This window comes from Methylobacterium sp. M6A4_1b (genome assembly GCF_053345175.1).
Map to the genome: position 1 here is coordinate 69,172 of NZ_JBKEZQ010000007.1, position 18,624 is coordinate 87,795.

Below are 18,624 nucleotides of genomic sequence, written 5' to 3' on the forward strand. Positions count from 1 at the left end.
CTGCTGCTTCAGGCTTCCTTGATGGTTCCGTGCGCAGGTTGCGCGAAGTTCTCGTGTGGAAGAGGGTGTCCGTGGCCGAAATCTCGAAGTTCCGGGACCTCGATGCGAGGATGGCGGAACGGCGTCACGCCGGCGTGACGGTGCGTGACCTGACCCGTCCGGACCGGCGCCGGACGGATTTCGAGAAGCCGTTCCTGTCGCCGCTCGGCTGGCTCATCGCCGTCATCCTCAACATCGCCCTGGTGCTGATCGTCGGGCTCGGCGCCGTTCTGGTGCCGCCCCTGATGGCGTGCCGCGAGCAGAGCGCCCGCGGCTTCTTCGCCGGAGACACCTTCCAGGCCTGCGCCGGGCGCGGCATCTCGGCCCGGTTCCAGGATCTCGACGGCCGCATCCGCAAGCTGGTCCTGCATTCCGGACAGTGACCACCTGACACGACGAGGCCCGCGACGGCGGCTGCCGTCGCGGGCCCGATCCCCCCTCCGGGGTGCAGCGTCTCAGTTGAGCGTGGCGCTCTCCGGGCGGCGTTCGGTGCTGAGGCCGGACTTTCCGACCTTCAGGCCCAGGGGGCCGACCTCCACCGGCACCGCCTCCCCATCGTGGATGACTCCCGACAGGAGCTGTTCGGCCAGCCGGTCCTGCACCGCCTTCTGGATCACCCGCTTCAGGGGACGGGCCCCGTAGGCCGGGTCGTAGCCCTTGTCGGCGAGCCAGTCGCGGGCGTCCGGTTCGACGTCGAGGGTGATCTTGCGCTCGTCGAGGAGCTTCTGCAGGCGCTTCAGCTGGATGTCGACGATCGCTCCCATTTCCGACCGCTTCAGGCGGTGGAACAGGATGATCTCGTCGATCCGGTTGAGGAACTCAGGCCGGAAGTGGCTGCGCACCACTCCCATCACCTCCTCGCGCACGGCATCGGTGTCGTCGCCCTCGCCCTGGTTGACGAGGTATTCCGAGCCGAGGTTCGAGGTCATGATCAGGAGCGTGTTGCGGAAGTCCACGGTCCGACCCTGCCCGTCGGTCAGTCGTCCGTCGTCGAGCACCTGCAGCAGGACGTTGAACACGTCCGGATGCGCCTTCTCGATCTCGTCGAACAGCACGACCTGGTAGGGCCGGCGCCGGACCGCCTCCGTCAGCGCCCCGCCCTCCTCGTAGCCCACATAGCCCGGGGGCGCGCCGATGAGCCGGGCCACGGAGTGCTTCTCCATGTATTCCGACATGTCGAGGCGCACGAGAGCCGTGTCGTCGTCGAAGAGGAAGCCGGCCAGGGCCTTGGTCAGCTCGGTCTTGCCCACACCCGTGGGTCCGAGGAAGATGAACGAGCCGATCGGCCGGTTCGGATCCTGGAGTCCGGCACGAGCCCGGCGCACGGCGGTCGCCACCGCCTCCACCGCCTCGCGCTGCCCGACCACGCGCTCGCCCAGCGCCGTCTCCATGGCCAGGAGCCTGTCGCGCTCGCCCTCCAGCATCTTGTCGACGGGAACCCCGGTCCAGCGCGAGACGACGCCCGCGATATGGGCCGGCGTCACCGCCTCCTCGACCATCCCGTCGCGCTCGACGGCGCTCTCGGCCTGCGCCTCGATCTCGGCGAGCTGACGCTCCAGTCCCGGGATCACCCCGTAGGCGAGTTCGCCCGCGCGCTGGTACTGGCCCTGGCGCTGGGCCGAGGCGAGTTCGTTGCGGGCCTCGTCGAGCTTCTTCTTGAGGTCGGCGGCCGCCCCGAGCTTGTCCTTCTCGGCTTTCCAGCGCGACGTGATCGCGGCGGATTGCTCCTCGAGGTCGGCCAACTCCTTCTCCAGCCGCACGAGGCGGTCGCGGGAGGCGGTATCGGTCTCCTTCTTCAGAGCCTCGCCCTCGATCTTCCGGCGCACGATCTCGCGGTCGATGTTGTCCAGTTCCTCGGGCTTCGAATCGACCTGCATGCGCAGGCGCGAACCGGCCTCGTCCATCAGGTCGATGGCCTTGTCCGGCAGGAAGCGGTCGGTGATGTAGCGGTTCGACAGGGTCGCGGCCGCGACAAGCGCCGCGTCCTGAATGCGCACGCCGTGGTGCTGCTCGTACTTCTCCTTGATCCCGCGCAGGATCGAGACCGTGTCCTCGACGGTGGGCTCCGACACGAAGACGGGCTGGAAGCGCCGGGCGAGCGCCGCGTCCTTCTCCACGTGCTTGCGGTACTCGTCGAGGGTGGTCGCGCCCACGCAGTGCAGTTCGCCGCGGGCGAGCGCGGGCTTCAGGAGGTTGGAGGCGTCCATCGCCCCGTCCGCCTTGCCGGCCCCGACCAGGGTGTGCATCTCGTCGATGAACAGGATGATGCCGCCCTCGGCCGCCGTGACCTCGGAGAGCACGCCCTTCAGCCGCTCCTCGAACTCGCCACGATACTTCGCGCCCGCGATCAGCGCGCCCATGTCGAGGGCGAGCAGGCTCTTGTCGCGCAGGGATTCCGGTACGTCGCCGTCGACGATGCGCAGGGCCAGGCCCTCGACGATGGCGGTCTTGCCGACGCCGGGCTCGCCGATGAGGACGGGGTTGTTCTTGGTGCGCCGGGACAGGACCTGGATCGTGCGGCGGATCTCCTCGTCGCGGCCGATCACAGGGTCGAGCTTGCCCTCGCGCGCCGCTTCGGTGAGGTCACGGGCGTATTTCTTGAGGGCATCGTAGGCGTTCTCGGCCGTGGCGTTGTCGGCGGTGCGGCCCTTGCGGAGCGCGTTGATCGCGCCGTTGAGCGAGGCCGCGGTGACGCCGGCCGCCGCGAGCGCGCGGCCTGCCTCGGTGTCCTTCTCCACCGCGAGGGCGAGGAGCAGGCGCTCGACGGTGACGTAGCTGTCGCCGGACTTCTCAGCGGCCTTCTCGGCGGTGTCGAACAGGCGCACGAGCTCGCGCGTCGCCTGCGGCTGGGACGCGTTGCCGGACACCTTCGGCTGCTTGGCGAGCCAGGCCTCGGTCTGTGCGAGGGCGACCCGCGACTGGCCGCCGGCCCGGTCGATGAGACCGGCACAGAGGCCCTCGGGATCGTCGAGCAGCACCTTGAGGATGTGGCCCGGCTGGAATTGTGGATGGCCCTCGCGCATCGCGAGGTTCTGCGCCGCCTGGACGAAGCCGCGAGCGCGTTCGGTATAGATCTCGAAATTCATCTGTGTCCCACCTCCCCGTGACGGCTCGACCCGCTGCCCGCTCCACGCGGCACGGCCGGTCGCCGAAACGTCGCCCCCACGGCCGGTGCCGCTGGAGACCCCGGCGCCACCTGGCCGCCGGTGAACGGGATGTGGTGTTGCATATCGGCACCACAAGGGTACGAGCCATCACGGAATGCGAGCGCGGCGAAGCCTTGCGCGCGGATGCATTTCAGGACCACGCTCGGCGCATGACCGACGCGCCAAGCCTCCACCTCGACGCCCTCTACCGCTACCCCGTGAAGGGGCTCTCGCCCGAGCCGATGACGCACGCGACGCTCACGGCGGGGGACTACTTTCCCGGCGACCGATTGTTCGCCGTGGAGAACGGATCCTCGGGCTTCGACCCGGCCGCACCGGTGCATCAACCGAAGATCAAGTTCCTGATGCTGATGCGCGACGAGGCGCTGGCGCAGCTCGACACGCGCTACGACCCCGAGGACGGGACGCTGACGATCCGCCAGGGCGACGGGGTCGCGGCGCGCGGTGACCTCGCCCGACCGGAGGGACGCGAGGCGATCGAGGCCTTCCTCACGGGCTACATGCCGGGGTCGCTGCGCGGAGCCGCGCGGGTGCTCACGGCGCCCCCCGGGTATCGGTTCACGGATTCGCCGCGCGGCTTCGTCTCGCTCCTCAACCTCGCCAGCGTCGCGGCACTCGAGACCATGACCGGCGCGGCGGTGGACCCGCTCCGGTTCCGGGCGAACCTCCACATCACGGGTCTTGCCCCCTGGGCCGAACTCGACCTCGTCGACCGCACGCTCACCGCGCCGAGCGGCGTGCGCCTGCGCATCCACAAGCGCACGCAGCGCTGCGCCGCGACGAATGTCGACCCGGCCACGGGCCAGCGCGACCTCGCGATCCCACGCACGCTCTCACAGCATCTCGGCCATACCGATTGCGGCGTCTACGCGGAGGTGTTGGCGGGCGGAACGCTTCGGTCCGGAGACACGATTCGGGTCGAGACCGCCTAGCGGGCCGCGTCCCGCTCCTTCCGCGATATGAGCCATCCGCGGAAGCAAGCGCGTTCGAAACCGTGACCCCGGAGGCGCTGCGGGCGCTGGCCCGGAACCCCTCCGACCTGGCGAGGGACGGGAGGCCGGGGAAGGTCGGAATCGCCTGGCTCGTCGGTCGACCCGACGCGCGACCTACGGCTTCCACCTGACTCACGGCTTCCTCTTGATGGTGTTCTTGATGCCCGAGGCCTGGACCTGTGGGTTCGGGACCCCCTCGCTGCGCGTCCATTCCACCGCGTGGTCCGCGCCCTGTACGGTGAAGCGGGTGGGGCCGGCCAGCACCAGGGAGACGCGGTTCTGCGCGCCCGAGACGTCGAGCGTGCCGGGGCTGCCTGCGCTGCCCAGGGTCGCCGTGACGCTGTTCTGGGCGACACTGACGGTCACGTCCTGGGTGCGGCCGCCCGTGACTCGGATGTCGGCCCCGGAGACGGCCACGGCCGCCCCCTCCTCGAAGCTGACCGTGTGCTTCGAGCCATGCACCGTGATGAGGCCGCACCGGCCGGTCAGAACGATCGCGTTTTCGGCTCCGTAGATCCCGACATCGTTGCCCCCGCAATCGACGTCGCGGCTGATCCCGACTCCCTCGATCGTGAGGGCCTCGGCGCAGGCGAGACTCGGTTGAACCAGCACGGCGGCGAGGACCAGTGGCAGGAAACGTGGCATGCAGGCATCCGGTATCGATGATCGGACGCAGACAAAGACCAGACGGACGCAACCCCGTCAAACCGTCGCACGAGCCGGTTGCGGCCGGGCCGATGACCGATCCGTCGCGCGGCGATTCAATCCGATCCGACGGCGTCACAAGCCTTCGCGGGCCACCAGCACGATCGCGGCGGCGTAGCCGGCGCGGCGCAGGTGGCGCAGGTCGGCGTGGCGGCGCTCGCAAGTGACCTTGAGGTAGCGGTTCTCGCCGCTGGTCAGGCCGGTGGAGGCCGCCGCGACCTGCCCGTGCATCAGGCAATCCATCGGCGTGCGAGCGGGGGCGACGATGACGTCGAGAGCGGTGTCGCGCGAGCAATCCTTGGCGAGGAGCGTCGCGGCGCAGACGAGGGCGACGGAGAGCAGTTCGGACATGACGGACCCCTTGTTCGAGATGGCGAATAAGGTCCGCGGTGTGGCTCCGGCGTTCGAGCGGCCGCGTGATCGTTGCCTTGGTGTTCCCCGCGTCGTTGTTGTCGTTGAAGAGCGCCAAGCACGGCGTGTGCCAGGGTCGTTTCCTGCTGGAAGCAGATCAGCTTCCGGCGGAGAGCGGTCCGCCGGCGGTGCGGTTCAGCGGCGGGTCTGCAGCCAGTGCGGCTCGGGCTCGGCGCGCGGAAGAATGGCGGCGACGGCGTCGAGGTCGACGGTGAAGTGCTCGGTCAGGAGCCGCCAGACCTCGGAGGGCGAAGCGGCCTGGGCGCCGAACCGGTCGACCGCACTGGCGATGTGGTGCGGGCTCAGCAAGGTGGGACGCGGAAGGTACGGATCGGCATTGGGCATGGTGCAGGATCCCCGGCGGTGGATCGATCATGATTCGTCAACCTTAAGGAACGCTTACCGGGGCGCGGTTGCAGCCGGCGGCATCGCCGCCACGCGGCCGTACGCCCGGCCGTGCCGGACGAAACCCGCCCTGCCCGCCGAAATTCGTCCGCGCGCTGCTTCGCACCGTCGCCTTGCTGCGTTAGAAGCCCCGCGTCGCGCGCGCTGCCCGACGCGCCATCGAGGACGAGCCCCACGATGAAAGAACCGCTGCCCAACGTCCATGTGCGCGCCGAGGTCCTGGTTCAGGCGCTGCCGCACATGCAGCGCTACGACCAGGAGATCGTGGTCATCAAGTATGGCGGCCATGCCATGGGCGACCGCGCGGCGGCGGAGGATTTCGCCGAGGACATCGTGCTCCTGGAGCAGTCCGGCCTCAAGCCGATCGTGGTCCACGGCGGCGGCCCGCAGATCGGGCGGATGCTCGGCCGGCTCGGCATCGAATCGGAGTTCCGCGGCGGCCTGCGCGTCACCGACGAGGCCACCGTCGAGGTGGTCGAGATGGTGCTGGCCGGCTCGATCAACAAGCAGATCGTCGGCTGGATCTCGGCCGAGGGCGGGCGTGCCGTCGGCCTCTGCGGCAAGGACGGCAACATGGTGCGGGCCCGCAAGGCCACCCGCACCATCATCGATCCCGAGAGCCAGACCGAGCAGGAGGTCGATCTCGGCCTCGTCGGCGAGCCCGAGCATGTCGAGCGCGGCGTGCTCGACGCGGTGCTGAAGGCCGAGCTGATCCCGGTCCTGGCCCCCGTGGCCTTCGGTGCCGACGGGCAGACCTACAACGTCAACGCCGACACCTTCGCGGGTGCGATCGCGGGGGCCCTGCGGGCCAAGCGCCTGCTGCTGCTCACCGACGTCCCGGGCGTGCTGGACAAGGACAAGAAGCTCATCCCGGAGCTGTCGATCGACGATTGCCGCCGGCTGATCGCGGACGGCACCATCACAGGCGGCATGATCCCCAAGGTGGAGACCTGCATCTACGCCCTGGAGCAGGGCGTCGAGGCGGTGGTCATCCTCGACGGCAAGGTCAGCCACGCGGTGCTGCTGGAGCTGTTCACCGATTACGGTGCCGGCACCCTGATCCGCCGGGGCTGAACCGGGCCCGCGCTCAGGCCGCGCGGGGCCGGAAGGCCACCAGGGTCATGTCGTCCCGCCGGCTCTCGCCGCCGCGGTATTCGGCGAGGGCCGCGTCGAGGATCGCCACCTGCTCCGCGAGGGGAGCCGCCTGGTGATTGCCTAGGATCTCGGTCACCCCGCGATGGCCGAGGAGGCGGCGGGCCGGCCCGGTCCCGCCCATCTGATCGGTGATGCCGTCGGTCATGAGGTAGAGGGTCATGCCGGGCGTGACGCGCAGGCGGCTCTCCTTGACGGCGAAGCGCTCGCCCGGACGCTGCGGATAGCCGAGGCCGCGCTTGCCCCCTCGGATGCGGGTCACCGCCGCGCCGTCGATGGTGGTCAGCGCCGTGCCGGCGCCGGCGAAGCGGATCTCGGACGCGACCGGGTCCCAGATGCACAGACCGCAATCGAGGCCGTCATCGGATTCCGCGCCGCGTCCATCCTGGCGCAGCTGGGTCCGGACCATGCCGTCGAGGGCCTCGAGGATCGCGGCCGGGTTGCGCAGACCGCGTTCGTGGATCAGCCGGTCGAGGGCGGTGGCGACGATGAGGGTGAGGAAGGCGCCCGGCACGCCGTGCCCGGTGCAGTCGGCGACCAGCAGGATGCCGAGACCGTCGATCTCCTCGAGCCAGAAGTAGTCTCCGCCGACCATGTGCAGCGGGTCCCAGAGCACCGCAACCTCGAGGCCGCTGCCGTCGAGGGCGGAGCGCTCGGGCAGCACCGAGCTCTGGATGCGGCGGGCATAGCCGATACTCTCCATCACGAGATGGTTGGCGTCCTCCAGCTTCCGGTGCGCCTGTTCGAGTTGCTGCAGCAGATGCCTGGCCTCGTCGCCGGAGCGCAGGCCGTCGACCATGCGGTTGAAGGCCTGGGAGATGACGTCGATCTCGTTGCTTGCGCGGAACGCCCCGTCCAGTTCCACCGGCACCCAGCGCTTGTGCTCGACTTCGCGCATGGCGAGCAGCAGGCGCTTCAGTGGACCCAGCACGTGGCGGCGCACGTTGGCGTGCAGGGTCAGCACGAAGGCGAGCATCAGGATCAGGCTGGTGACGACGGCGAGCACCGCCTGCTTCTCGGCATTGCCGCGCAGGGCCTCGGCCGAGATCGACAGGGTCAGCCGTCCCACCGGCGCGCCGCCCGGGGCGCCGGCGAGGTCGGCCCGGGCGGTGATCTCCTCGAACGAACGAACGCGGCGCGCCTCGCCGAGGGTCATCACCACGCTGCCGGCGGCATCGTGCAAGGTGGCGGCACGGAACGCAGGATCCAGGGCCAGCGCCTCCATCGGCCGGCGATAGACCTGCGGGGTGGCACTCCAGTCGGGGCCGGCAATGGCCTTGGCGGTCAGGGACGCCATGAGGTCGGCGCGCTCGGTGTAGAGGTGGAGCTGATCGCGGTAATTCACCCAGGCGATGCCGATCTGCGTGACCAGCACGACGACCGCGATGACGGGGTAGATCCGCAGGAAGAGGGTGTGGGCGAGGCTGTCGAGGTCGCGCCCTTGAGCAGAACCCCGCAGGGCGCCTGGGCGCATCGACCCCGGCTCGGCGCTCGGCACGTCGATGAAGCCGGCGGCCTCGAGGAAATCGCTGCTGCGTCGAGGACCGGCTCCACGCAGGGAACCGCCCCGCGGGGGCGCGGACGCGGCGGGCTGGGACCCTGCGGCCTCCAGGCTCGCGGATTCGATCTTTGCGGCCTCGGCATTCATCGGCGGGTCGCATCTCCGGGAGCATCGGGCGCGCCGGACCTGAGCGCGACGCGGTTACGGCCGCCGTCCTTGGCTGCGTAGAGGGACGCATCGGCCCGCTGCATCGCGTTCTCCAGGCTCTCCCCAGGGTGAGCCTGTGCGACGCCGATGCTCACGGTGATCCGCATGGCGGCATCCATCGTCGGCACCGGCGTCGCGGCGACGGCCTCGCGCAGGCGCTCGGCGAAGGCGACGCCCGCCTGCAGGTCCGTGTCCGACAGCACGATGGCGAATTCCTCCCCACCGGTGCGGCCGATGAAGTCGAGGGTGCGCAAGCTGGCCCGGCAGGTCGCCACGAAGGATACCAGCGCGGCGTCGCCGGCGGCGTGGCCGAAACTGTCGTTGAGGAGCTTGAAGCGGTCGAGGTCGAGCATGAGGATGCAGACCGGGGCGCCGCTGCGGCCGTGGCGCAGCCATTCGCGCGCCGCGACCTCCATGAAGCGGCGACGCGCCAGGGCACCGGTCAGATCGTCGATGTCGGCGAGGCGCCGCAACTCGGCCTCCAGGCGGGTCCGGTGCTCGATCTCGCTCGACAGGGCAGCATTGAGGGCCTGAAGGTCGCGACGCTGCTCGGCGAGGCAATGGTTCGCCTTCTGCAGGTCGAGCTGCATGCGGTCGCTCATCCGCACCAACCGTCGCTGCTCGCGGTAGCCCCGGCGATAGGCGTCGGCCAGCGCCTGGACGCCGCCGGCCACGTCTGAGAGGCCCGAGAGCATTGCCTCGGTGCGGGTCAGCACGGCCTCCTCGGCGTCGTACAGACTGAAGGAATCGGGCGCCGATTCGGCGGCGTCGGCGACACCCCTGATCGCGCGGGTCATGCCGCCGCCCTCACCATCTCGAAGCGCGCATGGCAGAAGTCGCCTGCGAAGTCCTCACCCGCCTCCTCGATGGTCTCGTCTCCGTCGGCGAAGCGCCAGCGCACCGTCACCGAGCGCCCCTGCTCGGCCGCATCCTCCAGGGGCATGAACAGGTTCATCAGCGCCTTGGCGCTCGACGAGTTGAAGTAGGCAAGTGCGACCTCGAACACGATCGGCGGTCCGGACGCGTGCGTCAGGTAGGTGCGCAGGGCCTGGAGCAGGGGGCCGAAGAAGGCGGCCGCATCCTCGGGGTAGGATTCGCCCTGCAGGGACAGGTGCCCGGTCGCGAAGTCGAAATCGACCCGCGGCGAGCGGTCCGTGGCGGCAAGCTGGATTCGGTCCATCGGTGGTCGGCCCGTCAGATATAGGCTTTGAGGCAGAAGAAGCTGCGCCCGGAGCCGAGTTCCTGGAAGTCGAACTCGACCGGTGCGCTGGAGCGCCGGGCGATCTCGATCAGGCCGATGCTGCCGCCGAGGCTGCCCTCGTCCGGCGGCTGGCGCAGCTTCTCGCGGTAGAAGGCCTTCAGTTCGTCGGTGCTGAGGCTCGCGATGTGGTCGAGGCGGGCGCGCAACGGCTGCACGTCGGATCCGGGCAGCTCGTTGCCGCAGACCACGTAGAAGCGCCCGCCCTCCATGCCGACCACGATGACGCCGTTGCTGATCAGGCCCGCCTGCGGGCCCGCCGGCTTCACGACCTTGTCCGCCGAGTAGCGGATGACGTTCTGGGCCTGCTCGACGAAGATCGCGAAGACGCGCTTGGCCACCGACGCGTCGGTCTCGCCCTGCCTCATCCGCAGCTTGAGCACTTCGCCGAGGGAGAACATCACATTCTCGGAGATGTCGCCGCCGAAGGAGAGGATGACACCCTGCCGTCTGGAGGCGTCGAAGAAGTTCATGAAATCGCGAGCAAGCAATGCAACTTCTCCCGCCACACGGGGCCGGCAGCAGACTCTGATGTCGCCCAATGCCGTCATCATCGAATAGCGCGGCGTTCGTATATGTCGGGTTAAATTGCCGCCTGCGCAAAGTCTTTCCGCCGGCAAGCAAAATAGCACCCGACTTTCGAATAGGATGCCTATTTGGATTCCAGGTCGGCCCGATTTTGCCTAAATGCCGATCACTCTACCTCTGCGCTGCGCAGGAATGGCGGTCTCGCCGGCCGGTCGGACGAGGCGGGTGAAACGCCGGAACCACGGGGATGCTTGCGGGATGCCCAAGGCCATGCTCTGAAAAGCAGGCGCCCCGCTTCCCTTCGCGGCACCCGGCCCCCATCTCGAACGGCCAGGCTTCGCGGCCCATCCAGAACCACGTCGACACACCTTGTTCCTTCCCGGCGAAACTCACTTCACCACCGCCCAATCCCGCGGCTTTCGCCACGTCGACACCTGGGTGTTCGATCTCGACAACACGCTGTATCCGAGCGATGCCCGCGTCTGGCCGCAAGTGGACGAGCGCATCACCCTCTTCGTGATGCGCCTCTACGGGCTCGACGGGCTCTCGGCCCGGGCCCTGCAGAAGTACTTCTATCATCGCTACGGGACGACCCTGAAGGCGTTGATGGTGGAAGCCGCGATCGACCCGCACGACTTCCTCGACTTCGCCCACGACATCGACCATTCGTCGATCCGCCTCGATCCGGCGCTCGGCGACGCCATCGAGCGCCTGCCCGGCCGCAAGCTCATCCTCACCAACGGTTCGCGCCGGCACGCCGAGAACGTGGCGTCCAAGCTCGGCATCCTCGATCACTTCGAGGACGTGTTCGACATCGCCGACGCCGATTTCATCCCCAAGCCCGAGCGCTCCACCTACGAGCGCTTCCTCAAGCGGTACGGGGTCGAGCCGCGCCGGGCGGCGCTGTTCGAGGACATCGCCCGCAACCTCATCGTGCCGCACGACATCGGCATGTCCACCGTGCTGGTGGTCCCCCCGACGATCGATCCGTTCCGCGAGGCCTTCGAGCAGGAGGCGGTGCGCGAACCGCATATCGACCACATCACCAGCGACCTCGCCGGCTTCCTGGCGCAGCGCGTGCTGCCGGAATTCGCATGAGCGGCGGGACCGTCCCGGACTGGGCCGCGGCCCGGGCGCCGGATCTCGGCGCGATCGAGGACCTGGCACACGCGGCGTTCGCCAACCTCCCCCTGGCGTTCCGGAATCTCTGCACCGGCCTCGTGATCCACGTCGAGGACTTCCCCGACGAAGAGACTCTGCGCGAGATGGACTGCGAAAGCCCGTTCGATCTCCTGGGCCTGTTCCGCGGCATCGGTCTCGCCCAGGGCGGCGAGGTGGCGACCGGCCAGATGCCGAACCAGGTCTGGCTCTACCGCCGCCCCCTGCTCGACGACTGGGCCGAGCACGACGAGACCCTCGGGCACCTCGTCACGCATGTCCTCGTCCACGAGATCGGTCACCATTTCGGCCTGTCCGACGCCGACATGGAGGCGATCGAGGCGGCCGCGGACGCCTGAGGCGCTCAAGCCTTCCGGATGGAGGCGAGGAGGCTGGCCTTTGGCCGGCGGGTGCGGAACTGCCCGCGCTCCACCGCGACGAAGACCAGGACGGCGACCGCCAGGGTGGTGAGCCACCACATCACCGTCATCCCGACGCCGATGCAGGCGATGAGGAAGGCCGAGGCGAAGGCCCCCATCGCGCCCGGCACCAGCACGGACGCCTCGCGTCCGGCCCGCCGGATCGCGGCGTGCAGGGCGAACGCGGCGGCGAAGGCTCCCACCAGGCCGAGCTCGTACCAGAGCTCGAACAGCAGGGTGCGCGGCGCGTTCATCGGCAGCAGATTGACGTAGCGCCCACGCAGGGCCGTCTCGAGGCCGTGCCCGGTGACGAGCCGCAAGGGCTCGCTGGTGACGATGGTCTGCCAAGCCTTGAGGCTGAGAACGCCGGGCGCACGTCCGCCGAACACCGTGGCGCCGATCGGCCGGGCGACGAAGGGCAGGATCGGACCCAGCACCAGAAGGGCGGCCGCCGTGATGCCGAGGAGCCGAGGCGCCACGACCGGTCGGAACGCGGCGAGCGCGAAGGCGACGGCACCCACCGCCAGGGCGACCAGGGTGGTCGGTCCGGGCGAGACGAGGAGCGCGACCGACACCAGCAGCGCGAGTCCGAGGGCCTCGCCGTTGCGCCCGCGCGACCGGAGCCAGGACACGGCCGGCCAGAGGAACAGGACGAGGAGGATCAGGCCGCGATCCAGGATCGCGTCCTCGTCGGCGCCGAGCAGGCCCTGGCCGAACGGCCCCTGCCCCGTGAGCCCGAGGCCGATGGCGAAGACGGCCGCCGCGGCCACGCCCACCGGCAGGAGATAGAGATTGGCCGAGCGCATGCGGTCCGGCAGGGCGAGATACGCGGCCATGATCATCAGCAGCGTGGCGATCACGTTCAGCAGCCGCTCGGTGGCGAGGCTGAGGAACGGCGTCCAGACCAGCGACAGGGCGGACCACAGGATCACGAGGCAGCCGGCCAGGAAGGCGGACGAGCGCAACAGGCGGGACGAGGCCGGCCGGACCGGGCGCGCCCGGCCGTCGATGGCACTCGCCAGGAGCAGCAGCGCGATGGCGATCGGCGCCAGGATGACCACGGCCCTCCTGGCGACCTGGGCGGCCACCGGGATGATCACGAACAGGCCGATGAAGCCGATGCGGCGCAGCAGGGCCGCGGCATCGAGGGCTGGATCGACCGGGGTGGAAGGAGCGCGCGCCATGGGTTCGATGGAGGCCGTGAAACGGCGCCAGGATGAGGCCCGTGCGCTAACGACCCGACCCTAGTGCAGCCGCGAGGGCCAAGCTGTAGACGCCGCGCAACAGTCGCGCCCTCGCGGGCGGACGGGGCGCCTCACGCCGGCCGGGTCACGGACCGGCGGTTGCGGCCCCCGATCAGGCGCCGGCCGAGATCGGCGAGGACGCGCCAGCCAGCCCAGGTGGCGAGGAAGCCGACGAGGCCCGCGGTCAGGCCATCGGCGGTGGTCGGGATGGCGGGGGCGTAATCCTGGTAGGTGGCCCGCGCGAGGGAGAGGTCGGGATCGCGCATCAGCGCGACGACGCGGCCGAGGGGACCGCCGGCCTCCGCGAGTTCCTGCCGCTGGCGCTCCAGGGCGGCGAGGCGCGCGATGTCCTGTCGGGCGGCTTCGCCGCGGCGGGAGACCAGAGGGTCGCCGTCGCCGCGCAGGCGCGCGACCGCATCGTCGCGGCTGCGGCCGGTGGCGGCGGCATCGGCCTCGAAGCCGGAGACCACCCGACGCAATTCGTCCAGGGTGCCGCCGAGGCGCTGAGCGTATTGCTGAGCGAATTCCGGAGCCTGCGCCGCGATGGCGCCGCCGAGGAGTCCGAGGGCGAGCCCCAGGGTGCGTAGAACACGAAACACCGGCCTCTCCGCGCGGGTGACGGTGTGGGACAAGGGTGCGACGGCACGGCAGGTTCCGGCCGGACGCTCAAGGTTCCGACGAAGCCCCCTCCCCCGCGAGGACCGCGACGATATCGGCTTCCGTGACCTCGGGCATGGGCCGCGCGACCTTCAGGGCGCGGGTCGGGCGCCCGGGCGCCAGGATCAAAATGACGGTCTCGGTGCCCGGGCAGGCCGGATCGGCGCAGACGATCTCGCTCGCCTTGACGACGACGGGGTCCGCAAGGCCGCCGTGGCGGCGGACCCAGGCGACGATCGCTTCCCGGGCACCCTGGTCAGCCGGAGGCCGGCGGGTACCGAAGCCGAACAGCGCCATCGCCGTCAGGCCGGCAGGGTGAGGATGCCGGCCTGCCCGTCGGTGCAGCCGAAGGCGAGGCGGCTGCCGCGTCCGTCCCAGGCCAGGGCCGAGATGCCACTGCCCTTCACCGCGTGGCGCACCAGCAGTTCCGATGCGTCGGAGAAGCGAACGAGCAGGATGCAGCCGTCCTCGTAGCCCATGGCCAGCACCAGGGCCTTGGGGTGGAACGCCACTCGCGAGACCCGGGCGGGTCGGACGCCGCATTCCCGCGGCGCCTTGCCGGTGGGACCTTCCTTGGAATCGAACGGCCACACGATGGCGGCCTCTGCGCCGCTGGTGGCGAGCCAGTGGCCGTCGCCCGACCAGGAGACCGAGCGAACCTTGCCGGGATACCCCGACATCCGCATGTGTCCGCGATCGGGCTGGAGGCGCCAGCCATGCAGAGAGTTCTCCTGCATCGTCGTGACCACGAAACGGCCGTCCGGTGACCAGGTCACGTCGATATGCGAGCCCTTCCACTCGATGAAGTCGGGGGCGGTGTCGAGGTTGGGATACCAGAGGGTGGCGCCGTTGTAGTGCGCGACCGCGAGGCGGTAGCCCTTCGGCGCGAAGGCGAGGCCGCGGGCCGTGGAGGGCGCAGTGAAGGCCTTTTCCCGTCCCTTCGCATCGCGGGCGACGACGTTGCGCCCGGCCGCATAGGCGAGGCCGCCCTCGGGATGCAGGGCGAGCGCGTCGATCCAGGCGCCGTTCCTGGCGGTCGCGACCTCGACGACGTCGCCCCTGTCCGAGGTCGCGACGACCCGGCCATCGTCGCCGCCGGTCACGAGGCGGCGACCGTCGCCGGCCGCCACGAGGATGCCCGCTTCCGGGTGGACCTCGACCCGGCGGGTCTCTGCACCGGAGGCCAGGAGCACACCCCCGTCCCCGAGGGCGAGGGCGAGGGTGTCCCTCAACCAGACCGTGGCGGTGACATGGGCGCCGGCCGCGACCGGCGTCACGTGATCGAGGAGGGAAGGGGCACTCATCGCAGCGGATCTCTCAACCAGGGTCTCGCGGGCTCACTTTCCCGCGGCGGCCGTCGCCGGCGCCGCACGCGCCGTCAGGACCGTCGCGAGGAGCGCGAGCAGGCCGGCGATGCCGGCGGGAATGGCGAGGGCATACAACGCCAGCTTCCCGTAGGCGACCGTCCCCGCCACCGATCCGACGAGGAGCGAGAACCAGACGACGCCGTCACCGATCCAGGCCGTGCGGGCCCCCCGCCGGGCGAGCGCCAGGGCGAGCTTCTGGCCGAGGCCGAACAGGGCGCCGGTGACGAAGGTGGTTCCGGCCCGGAAGCCCTGGACGTGGGACAGGACGGCGTTCTGCGCGCCCATGGCCAGGGCCAGCATCAGCGAGGCGATGCCCGAATCCGGCGCGGCCGTGGCGGCCTCGAAGGCGGCCCCGACGATCGCGGTCTCGAAGCCGAGGATGACCGGGGTGACCCAGCGTGCGGGCGTCAGGGCCGAGAGGCCGCCGCCGCAGATGCCGCCGAGGAGGAAGGCCAAGATCAGCAGGGCCGGCAGGATGGCGTGATGCGGGTCGCCATGCCCGAGGGCGACGGCGAACTGGGTCGTGTTCCCGCTCATGAACGAGGTGTAGAGGCCGCCGAGCCGGATGAACCCGAGGGCGTCCACGTAGCCGGCCAGGGCCGTGAGGATCAGGCCGAAGCCGAGGTGCCAGGGACGGGTCATCGGCGGGACGCGCGTCCATTCACCCGTCGACCCGCAGGGTTAAAGCTTCGCTTACCAAGTCCGCGCAATTGGAGTGATCGGCGGCGAACGATGCGCCTCGGCGACCCGTTTGTCTTGCGATCCGGCCCGGCCCCCAGGGGCTCACGCCGGGTGAGTAGGAGTTGCGTCATGATTTCCTTCGCCTGCGCCTTTCCGGCCCATCCCGCCTTCAGCCCCCGCGCCGCCGCCGAGACCGTCCTGGTGGTCGAGGATGAAGCCATGGTCTGCGAGCTCGCCGCCGAGGCGCTGCTCGACGAGGGCTACCGCGTCCTCACCGCCGCCGATGCCGATGAGGCGGAGGACATCCTGGCGCGGGAACGCGTCGACCTGCTCTTCACCGATATCGATCTGGCCCGCAACACGAACGGGATCACCCTCGCGCATCGCGCCCGCCGGCACTTGCCGAACCTGCCGGTGGTCTACACCTCGGGTGGGCGCGGCCATCTTTCCCAGGCCGATGCGGTCGCCCAGTCCGTCTTCGTCCCGAAGCCCTACCGCCTGAGCCATCTCGTGGCCCTGGCCAACGAGATCCTGCGTTCCCACCCCCATCACGGCTGAGACCGGACCGCGCGCGACGCGGGTTCGGCCGCCGAAATCCGGAGCCTTCGCATGCGCCATCTCTTCGCCCCTCTGCTCGTCCTCCTCGCCACCACCGCGGCAGCTTCGGCAGCCTGCGACGTGAAGGGCGCAAAGCTCGAGGAGGCGATCGCGGGCAAGTCCGAGCTGCGCGAGACCGCCAACAAGCAGACGGTGCGCGACCTGCGCACGCTGCGCGACGCCGCCATCGTGCTGGAGACCTACAAGTACGCCGCAGAATGCGAGCGCCTGGTCGAGATCGTGCGCGCCCTGGCCGCCAATCCCGAGAAGACGATCGAGCGCGGCGGCGACACCGACGAGGACAAGGCCGAGGACCTGATGGAGGCTCGCGAGCCGAAGGTGCCGGCCCCGGGCGAATCCGCCAAGCCCAAGTGAACGCGCCGTTTGTTGAGCTGCGCGTAAGGACCAGGCACGGGACAGGCGGATAGGCATGGCGAAGGACACTCAGATCCGCGAAGCGGGTATCGCGCACGCGGCGCAACGGCTGCCGTCGGTGGTGGTCGACGACTACAACATCGAGCTGAAGGACGGCGACGGCTTCATCGGCGACCGCGTTTCGAAGTCTGCGTTCCGCGAGATGCTGGAAGCGTGCCGCGAGCGCCTGCGCGCGCTCGGCCGCGATCCTCTCGGCGACAAGGACAGCTGCGACTTCTCCAAGCGTCGGCTGGACCAGATCCTGCTCGGCGACGATCCCCTCGCCTCCGGCGTGGTGCTCAGTGCCGTCGAGGATTTCGCCCAGGAACTCGCGCGGGTGGCCCGACTCTTCCTCGGCCAGGACGGTTGGGAGGGCACCGAGGCGATCGTGGTCGGCGGCGGCTTCTCCGACAGCCGTGCCGGCCGCCTCGCAGTCGCGCGCGCCGGCTTCCTCCTGCGGGTCGGGGGGCTCGACATCACCCTCGAACCGATCCGGCACCATCCCGACGAGGGCGGCCTGATCGGCGCAGTGCACCTAGCCCCGTCCTGGATGTTCTCCGGTTACGACAGCCTGCTCGCCGTCGACATCGGCGGCAGCAACATCCGCGCGGGAGTCGTGGTCACGAACCTGAGGAAAGCCGCGGATCTGTCGCGCAGCGAAGTCTGGCGCTCCGAAATCTGGCGCCATTGCGACGAGGACCCGATGCCCAGCCGTGACGAGGCGGTGGAGCGCCTCGTGGGCATGCTCAACGATCTCATCCGGCGGGCGGACCGCGCCAACCTCACCCTGGCGCCCTTCATCGGAATCGGCTGCCCCGGCATGATCGAGGCCGATGGCACGATCGATCGCGGCGGGCAGAACCTGCCCGGCAACTGGGAAGGCAGCGATTTCAATCTCGTCGAGCGCATCACGGCGGCGATCCCTCGCATCGGCGAGCATCCGACGATGGTGGTGATGCACAACGACGCCGTGGTGCAGGGCCTCAGCGAGGTTCCGGAACGCAAGACCGTGACGCGGTGGGGCGTTCTCACCATCGGCACCGGGCTCGGCAATGCGCGGTTCACCAATCGGGATACCGAGGACGCGGATTGAAGCGGATCCGGCTCTCAGCGGGCCTTCGCGCCGGTGCGCGCGAAGGCCTGGGCGATACGCTCGCGCAGCTCGTCGTTGAGCTCGATATCGACGAGGCGCCAGGTCCAGCCGCGCAGGCGCAAGCGAATCCGAAGGCGGCGGTCGCGGCCGGCCTCCGGCGGGACGCCGATCACGACCGTGCGGAAGCCCCGCATCTCGGAGGCGAGATAGAACGGGATCAGCCGGCGCAGGCTGTCGATGCGCAGGCCGCCCCCCCTGGACTTGCCCTCCGGCGGGTCGCGGCCGAGCTCCACCGATTGCGGCCAGCCGTCATCGAGGAGATCGACCACCGTGGCAGGGGTGACCAGGGCCTCGGCAATGGGGATCGCCAGGGCGGCGGCGGCCTCGGCGATGCGCTGGCGATCCCGTGGCTCGGCGTCGGGTGCCGCCGGATCGCGCGCCTGCGCGGCCGCCGCGGCCTGGCGGATCACCGACAGCCGCAGGGTGCGGAAGTTGACGTGCCGGCCGATGTAGTCGGTGTCGTGCGCCTGCACCGCACGCGCGAGGTCGTAGAGCGCCCAGAGCGGCGTCAGCGTGTACGCGAACCATCCGAGCGCCAACAGGATCGGAATCGAGCACCACCGCATCGA

Annotated in this window: 22 protein-coding genes; 8 read left to right on the forward strand and 14 right to left on the reverse strand. The window is 70.0% G+C overall.

The genetic code is table 11. The features are described 5' to 3' along the window. Window positions 1-71: 71 nt before the first annotated feature. Window positions 72-422 carry a hypothetical protein gene (locus tag ACLBWX_RS09410; RefSeq protein ID WP_447676806.1) on the forward strand — a complete coding sequence of 117 codons (351 nt, stop codon included), beginning with the start codon at window positions 72-74 and terminating at the stop codon, window positions 420-422. Between the two features lie 72 nt (window positions 423-494). Here the strand turns inward: ACLBWX_RS09410 and clpB are convergent, their stop codons facing one another. Further along, entirely contained in the window at window positions 495-3,125 is a 2,631-nt protein-coding gene (gene clpB, locus ACLBWX_RS09415) for an ATP-dependent chaperone ClpB (protein ID WP_447676807.1), read from the reverse strand. 230 nt (window positions 3,126-3,355) lie between these two features. Between clpB and ACLBWX_RS09420 the strand changes: the two genes are divergently transcribed. Then, the gene (locus ACLBWX_RS09420) at window positions 3,356-4,138 is read left to right on the forward strand and encodes an MOSC domain-containing protein (protein ID WP_447676808.1); all 783 of its coding nucleotides are present in this window, start codon (window positions 3,356-3,358) and stop codon (window positions 4,136-4,138) included. Between the two features lie 192 nt (window positions 4,139-4,330). Here ACLBWX_RS09420 and ACLBWX_RS09425 read toward each other — a convergent pair whose 3' ends face one another. The 3 genes from ACLBWX_RS09425 to ACLBWX_RS09435 all read right to left on the reverse strand — a co-directional run bounded on the left by ACLBWX_RS09425 (window position 4,331) and on the right by ACLBWX_RS09435 (window position 5,659). Continuing rightward, complete coding sequence (locus ACLBWX_RS09425; protein ID WP_447676809.1) at window positions 4,331-4,843, reverse strand: DUF3060 domain-containing protein; 513 nt, start codon at window positions 4,841-4,843, stop codon at window positions 4,331-4,333. A gap of 135 nt (window positions 4,844-4,978) precedes the next feature. Next, a complete protein-coding gene (locus tag ACLBWX_RS09430) occupies window positions 4,979-5,254 on the reverse strand; it encodes a hypothetical protein (protein ID WP_447676810.1) in 276 nt (91 codons plus the stop codon). Between the two features lie 195 nt (window positions 5,255-5,449). Next, on the reverse strand, window positions 5,450-5,659 hold the full coding sequence (locus ACLBWX_RS09435; RefSeq protein WP_447676811.1) for a hypothetical protein: 210 nt from the start codon (window positions 5,657-5,659) through the stop codon (window positions 5,450-5,452). A gap of 237 nt (window positions 5,660-5,896) precedes the next feature. Here ACLBWX_RS09435 and argB point away from each other — a divergent pair, with 237 nt between their 5' ends. After that, entirely contained in the window at window positions 5,897-6,793 is an 897-nt protein-coding gene (gene argB / locus ACLBWX_RS09440; RefSeq protein ID WP_244013842.1) for an acetylglutamate kinase, read from the forward strand. A gap of 13 nt (window positions 6,794-6,806) precedes the next feature. Here the strand turns inward: argB and ACLBWX_RS09445 are convergent, their stop codons facing one another. The 4 genes from ACLBWX_RS09445 to ACLBWX_RS09460 are packed head-to-tail and all read right to left on the reverse strand — an operon-like array spanning window position 6,807 to window position 10,310. Further along, window positions 6,807-8,519: a SpoIIE family protein phosphatase gene (locus tag ACLBWX_RS09445; protein WP_447676812.1), complete on the reverse strand. Its 1,713-nt coding sequence runs from the start codon at window positions 8,517-8,519 to the stop codon at window positions 6,807-6,809. After that, window positions 8,516-9,376, reverse strand: coding sequence for a GGDEF domain-containing protein (locus ACLBWX_RS09450; protein WP_447676813.1), 861 nt, complete (start codon window positions 9,374-9,376; stop codon window positions 8,516-8,518). Before ACLBWX_RS09450 ends, ACLBWX_RS09445 begins: the two co-directional genes overlap by 4 nt. Then, complete coding sequence (locus ACLBWX_RS09455; RefSeq protein ID WP_447676814.1) at window positions 9,373-9,759, reverse strand: DUF1987 domain-containing protein; 387 nt, start codon at window positions 9,757-9,759, stop codon at window positions 9,373-9,375. The genes ACLBWX_RS09450 and ACLBWX_RS09455 overlap by 4 nt, the downstream gene beginning before the upstream one ends. A gap of 14 nt (window positions 9,760-9,773) precedes the next feature. Beyond that, entirely contained in the window at window positions 9,774-10,310 is a 537-nt protein-coding gene (locus tag ACLBWX_RS09460) for a SiaB family protein kinase (RefSeq protein WP_447676815.1), read from the reverse strand. A gap of 424 nt (window positions 10,311-10,734) precedes the next feature. Between ACLBWX_RS09460 and ACLBWX_RS09465 the strand changes: the two genes are divergently transcribed. After that, window positions 10,735-11,463, forward strand: a complete 729-nt coding sequence (locus tag ACLBWX_RS09465) for a pyrimidine 5'-nucleotidase (RefSeq protein WP_447676816.1) — start codon at window positions 10,735-10,737, stop codon at window positions 11,461-11,463. After that, window positions 11,460-11,882: a metallopeptidase family protein gene (locus ACLBWX_RS09470; RefSeq protein WP_447676817.1), complete on the forward strand. Its 423-nt coding sequence runs from the start codon at window positions 11,460-11,462 to the stop codon at window positions 11,880-11,882. Before ACLBWX_RS09465 ends, ACLBWX_RS09470 begins: the two co-directional genes overlap by 4 nt. 5 nt (window positions 11,883-11,887) lie before the next feature. Here ACLBWX_RS09470 and ACLBWX_RS09475 read toward each other — a convergent pair whose 3' ends face one another. The 5 genes from ACLBWX_RS09475 to ACLBWX_RS09495 form a co-directional block, all read right to left on the reverse strand. Then, window positions 11,888-13,126, reverse strand: a complete 1,239-nt coding sequence (locus ACLBWX_RS09475) for a peptide ABC transporter permease (protein ID WP_447676818.1) — start codon at window positions 13,124-13,126, stop codon at window positions 11,888-11,890. 131 nt (window positions 13,127-13,257) lie between these two features. Then, complete coding sequence (locus ACLBWX_RS09480) at window positions 13,258-13,785, reverse strand: DUF2937 family protein (RefSeq protein ID WP_447676819.1); 528 nt, start codon at window positions 13,783-13,785, stop codon at window positions 13,258-13,260. Between the two features lie 67 nt (window positions 13,786-13,852). Next, window positions 13,853-14,140 (reverse strand): hypothetical protein, encoded by a 288-nt coding sequence (locus ACLBWX_RS09485; RefSeq protein WP_447676820.1) that lies wholly within the window; start codon window positions 14,138-14,140, stop codon window positions 13,853-13,855. Between the two features lie 5 nt (window positions 14,141-14,145). Continuing rightward, on the reverse strand, window positions 14,146-15,147 hold the full coding sequence (locus ACLBWX_RS09490) for a WD40 repeat domain-containing protein (RefSeq protein WP_447676821.1): 1,002 nt from the start codon (window positions 15,145-15,147) through the stop codon (window positions 14,146-14,148). A gap of 33 nt (window positions 15,148-15,180) precedes the next feature. Further along, a complete protein-coding gene (locus ACLBWX_RS09495; RefSeq protein ID WP_447676822.1) occupies window positions 15,181-15,852 on the reverse strand; it encodes a YoaK family protein in 672 nt (223 codons plus the stop codon). A 168-nt stretch (window positions 15,853-16,020) separates the two neighbouring features. Between ACLBWX_RS09495 and ACLBWX_RS09500 the strand changes: the two genes are divergently transcribed. From ACLBWX_RS09500 to ACLBWX_RS09510, 3 genes are read left to right on the forward strand one after another with little or no spacing between them, the layout of a single operon-like run. After that, window positions 16,021-16,449 (forward strand): response regulator, encoded by a 429-nt coding sequence (locus tag ACLBWX_RS09500; RefSeq protein WP_447676823.1) that lies wholly within the window; start codon window positions 16,021-16,023, stop codon window positions 16,447-16,449. Between the two features lie 51 nt (window positions 16,450-16,500). Then, a complete protein-coding gene (locus tag ACLBWX_RS09505; protein WP_447676824.1) occupies window positions 16,501-16,863 on the forward strand; it encodes a photosystem reaction center subunit H in 363 nt (120 codons plus the stop codon). A 55-nt stretch (window positions 16,864-16,918) separates the two neighbouring features. Next, complete coding sequence (locus ACLBWX_RS09510; protein ID WP_447676825.1) at window positions 16,919-17,995, forward strand: ROK family protein; 1,077 nt, start codon at window positions 16,919-16,921, stop codon at window positions 17,993-17,995. A 14-nt stretch (window positions 17,996-18,009) separates the two neighbouring features. Here ACLBWX_RS09510 and ACLBWX_RS09515 read toward each other — a convergent pair whose 3' ends face one another. Then, window positions 18,010-18,621: a DUF2939 domain-containing protein gene (locus ACLBWX_RS09515; RefSeq protein ID WP_447676826.1), complete on the reverse strand. Its 612-nt coding sequence runs from the start codon at window positions 18,619-18,621 to the stop codon at window positions 18,010-18,012. Between the last annotated feature and the right edge of the window lie 3 nt (window positions 18,622-18,624).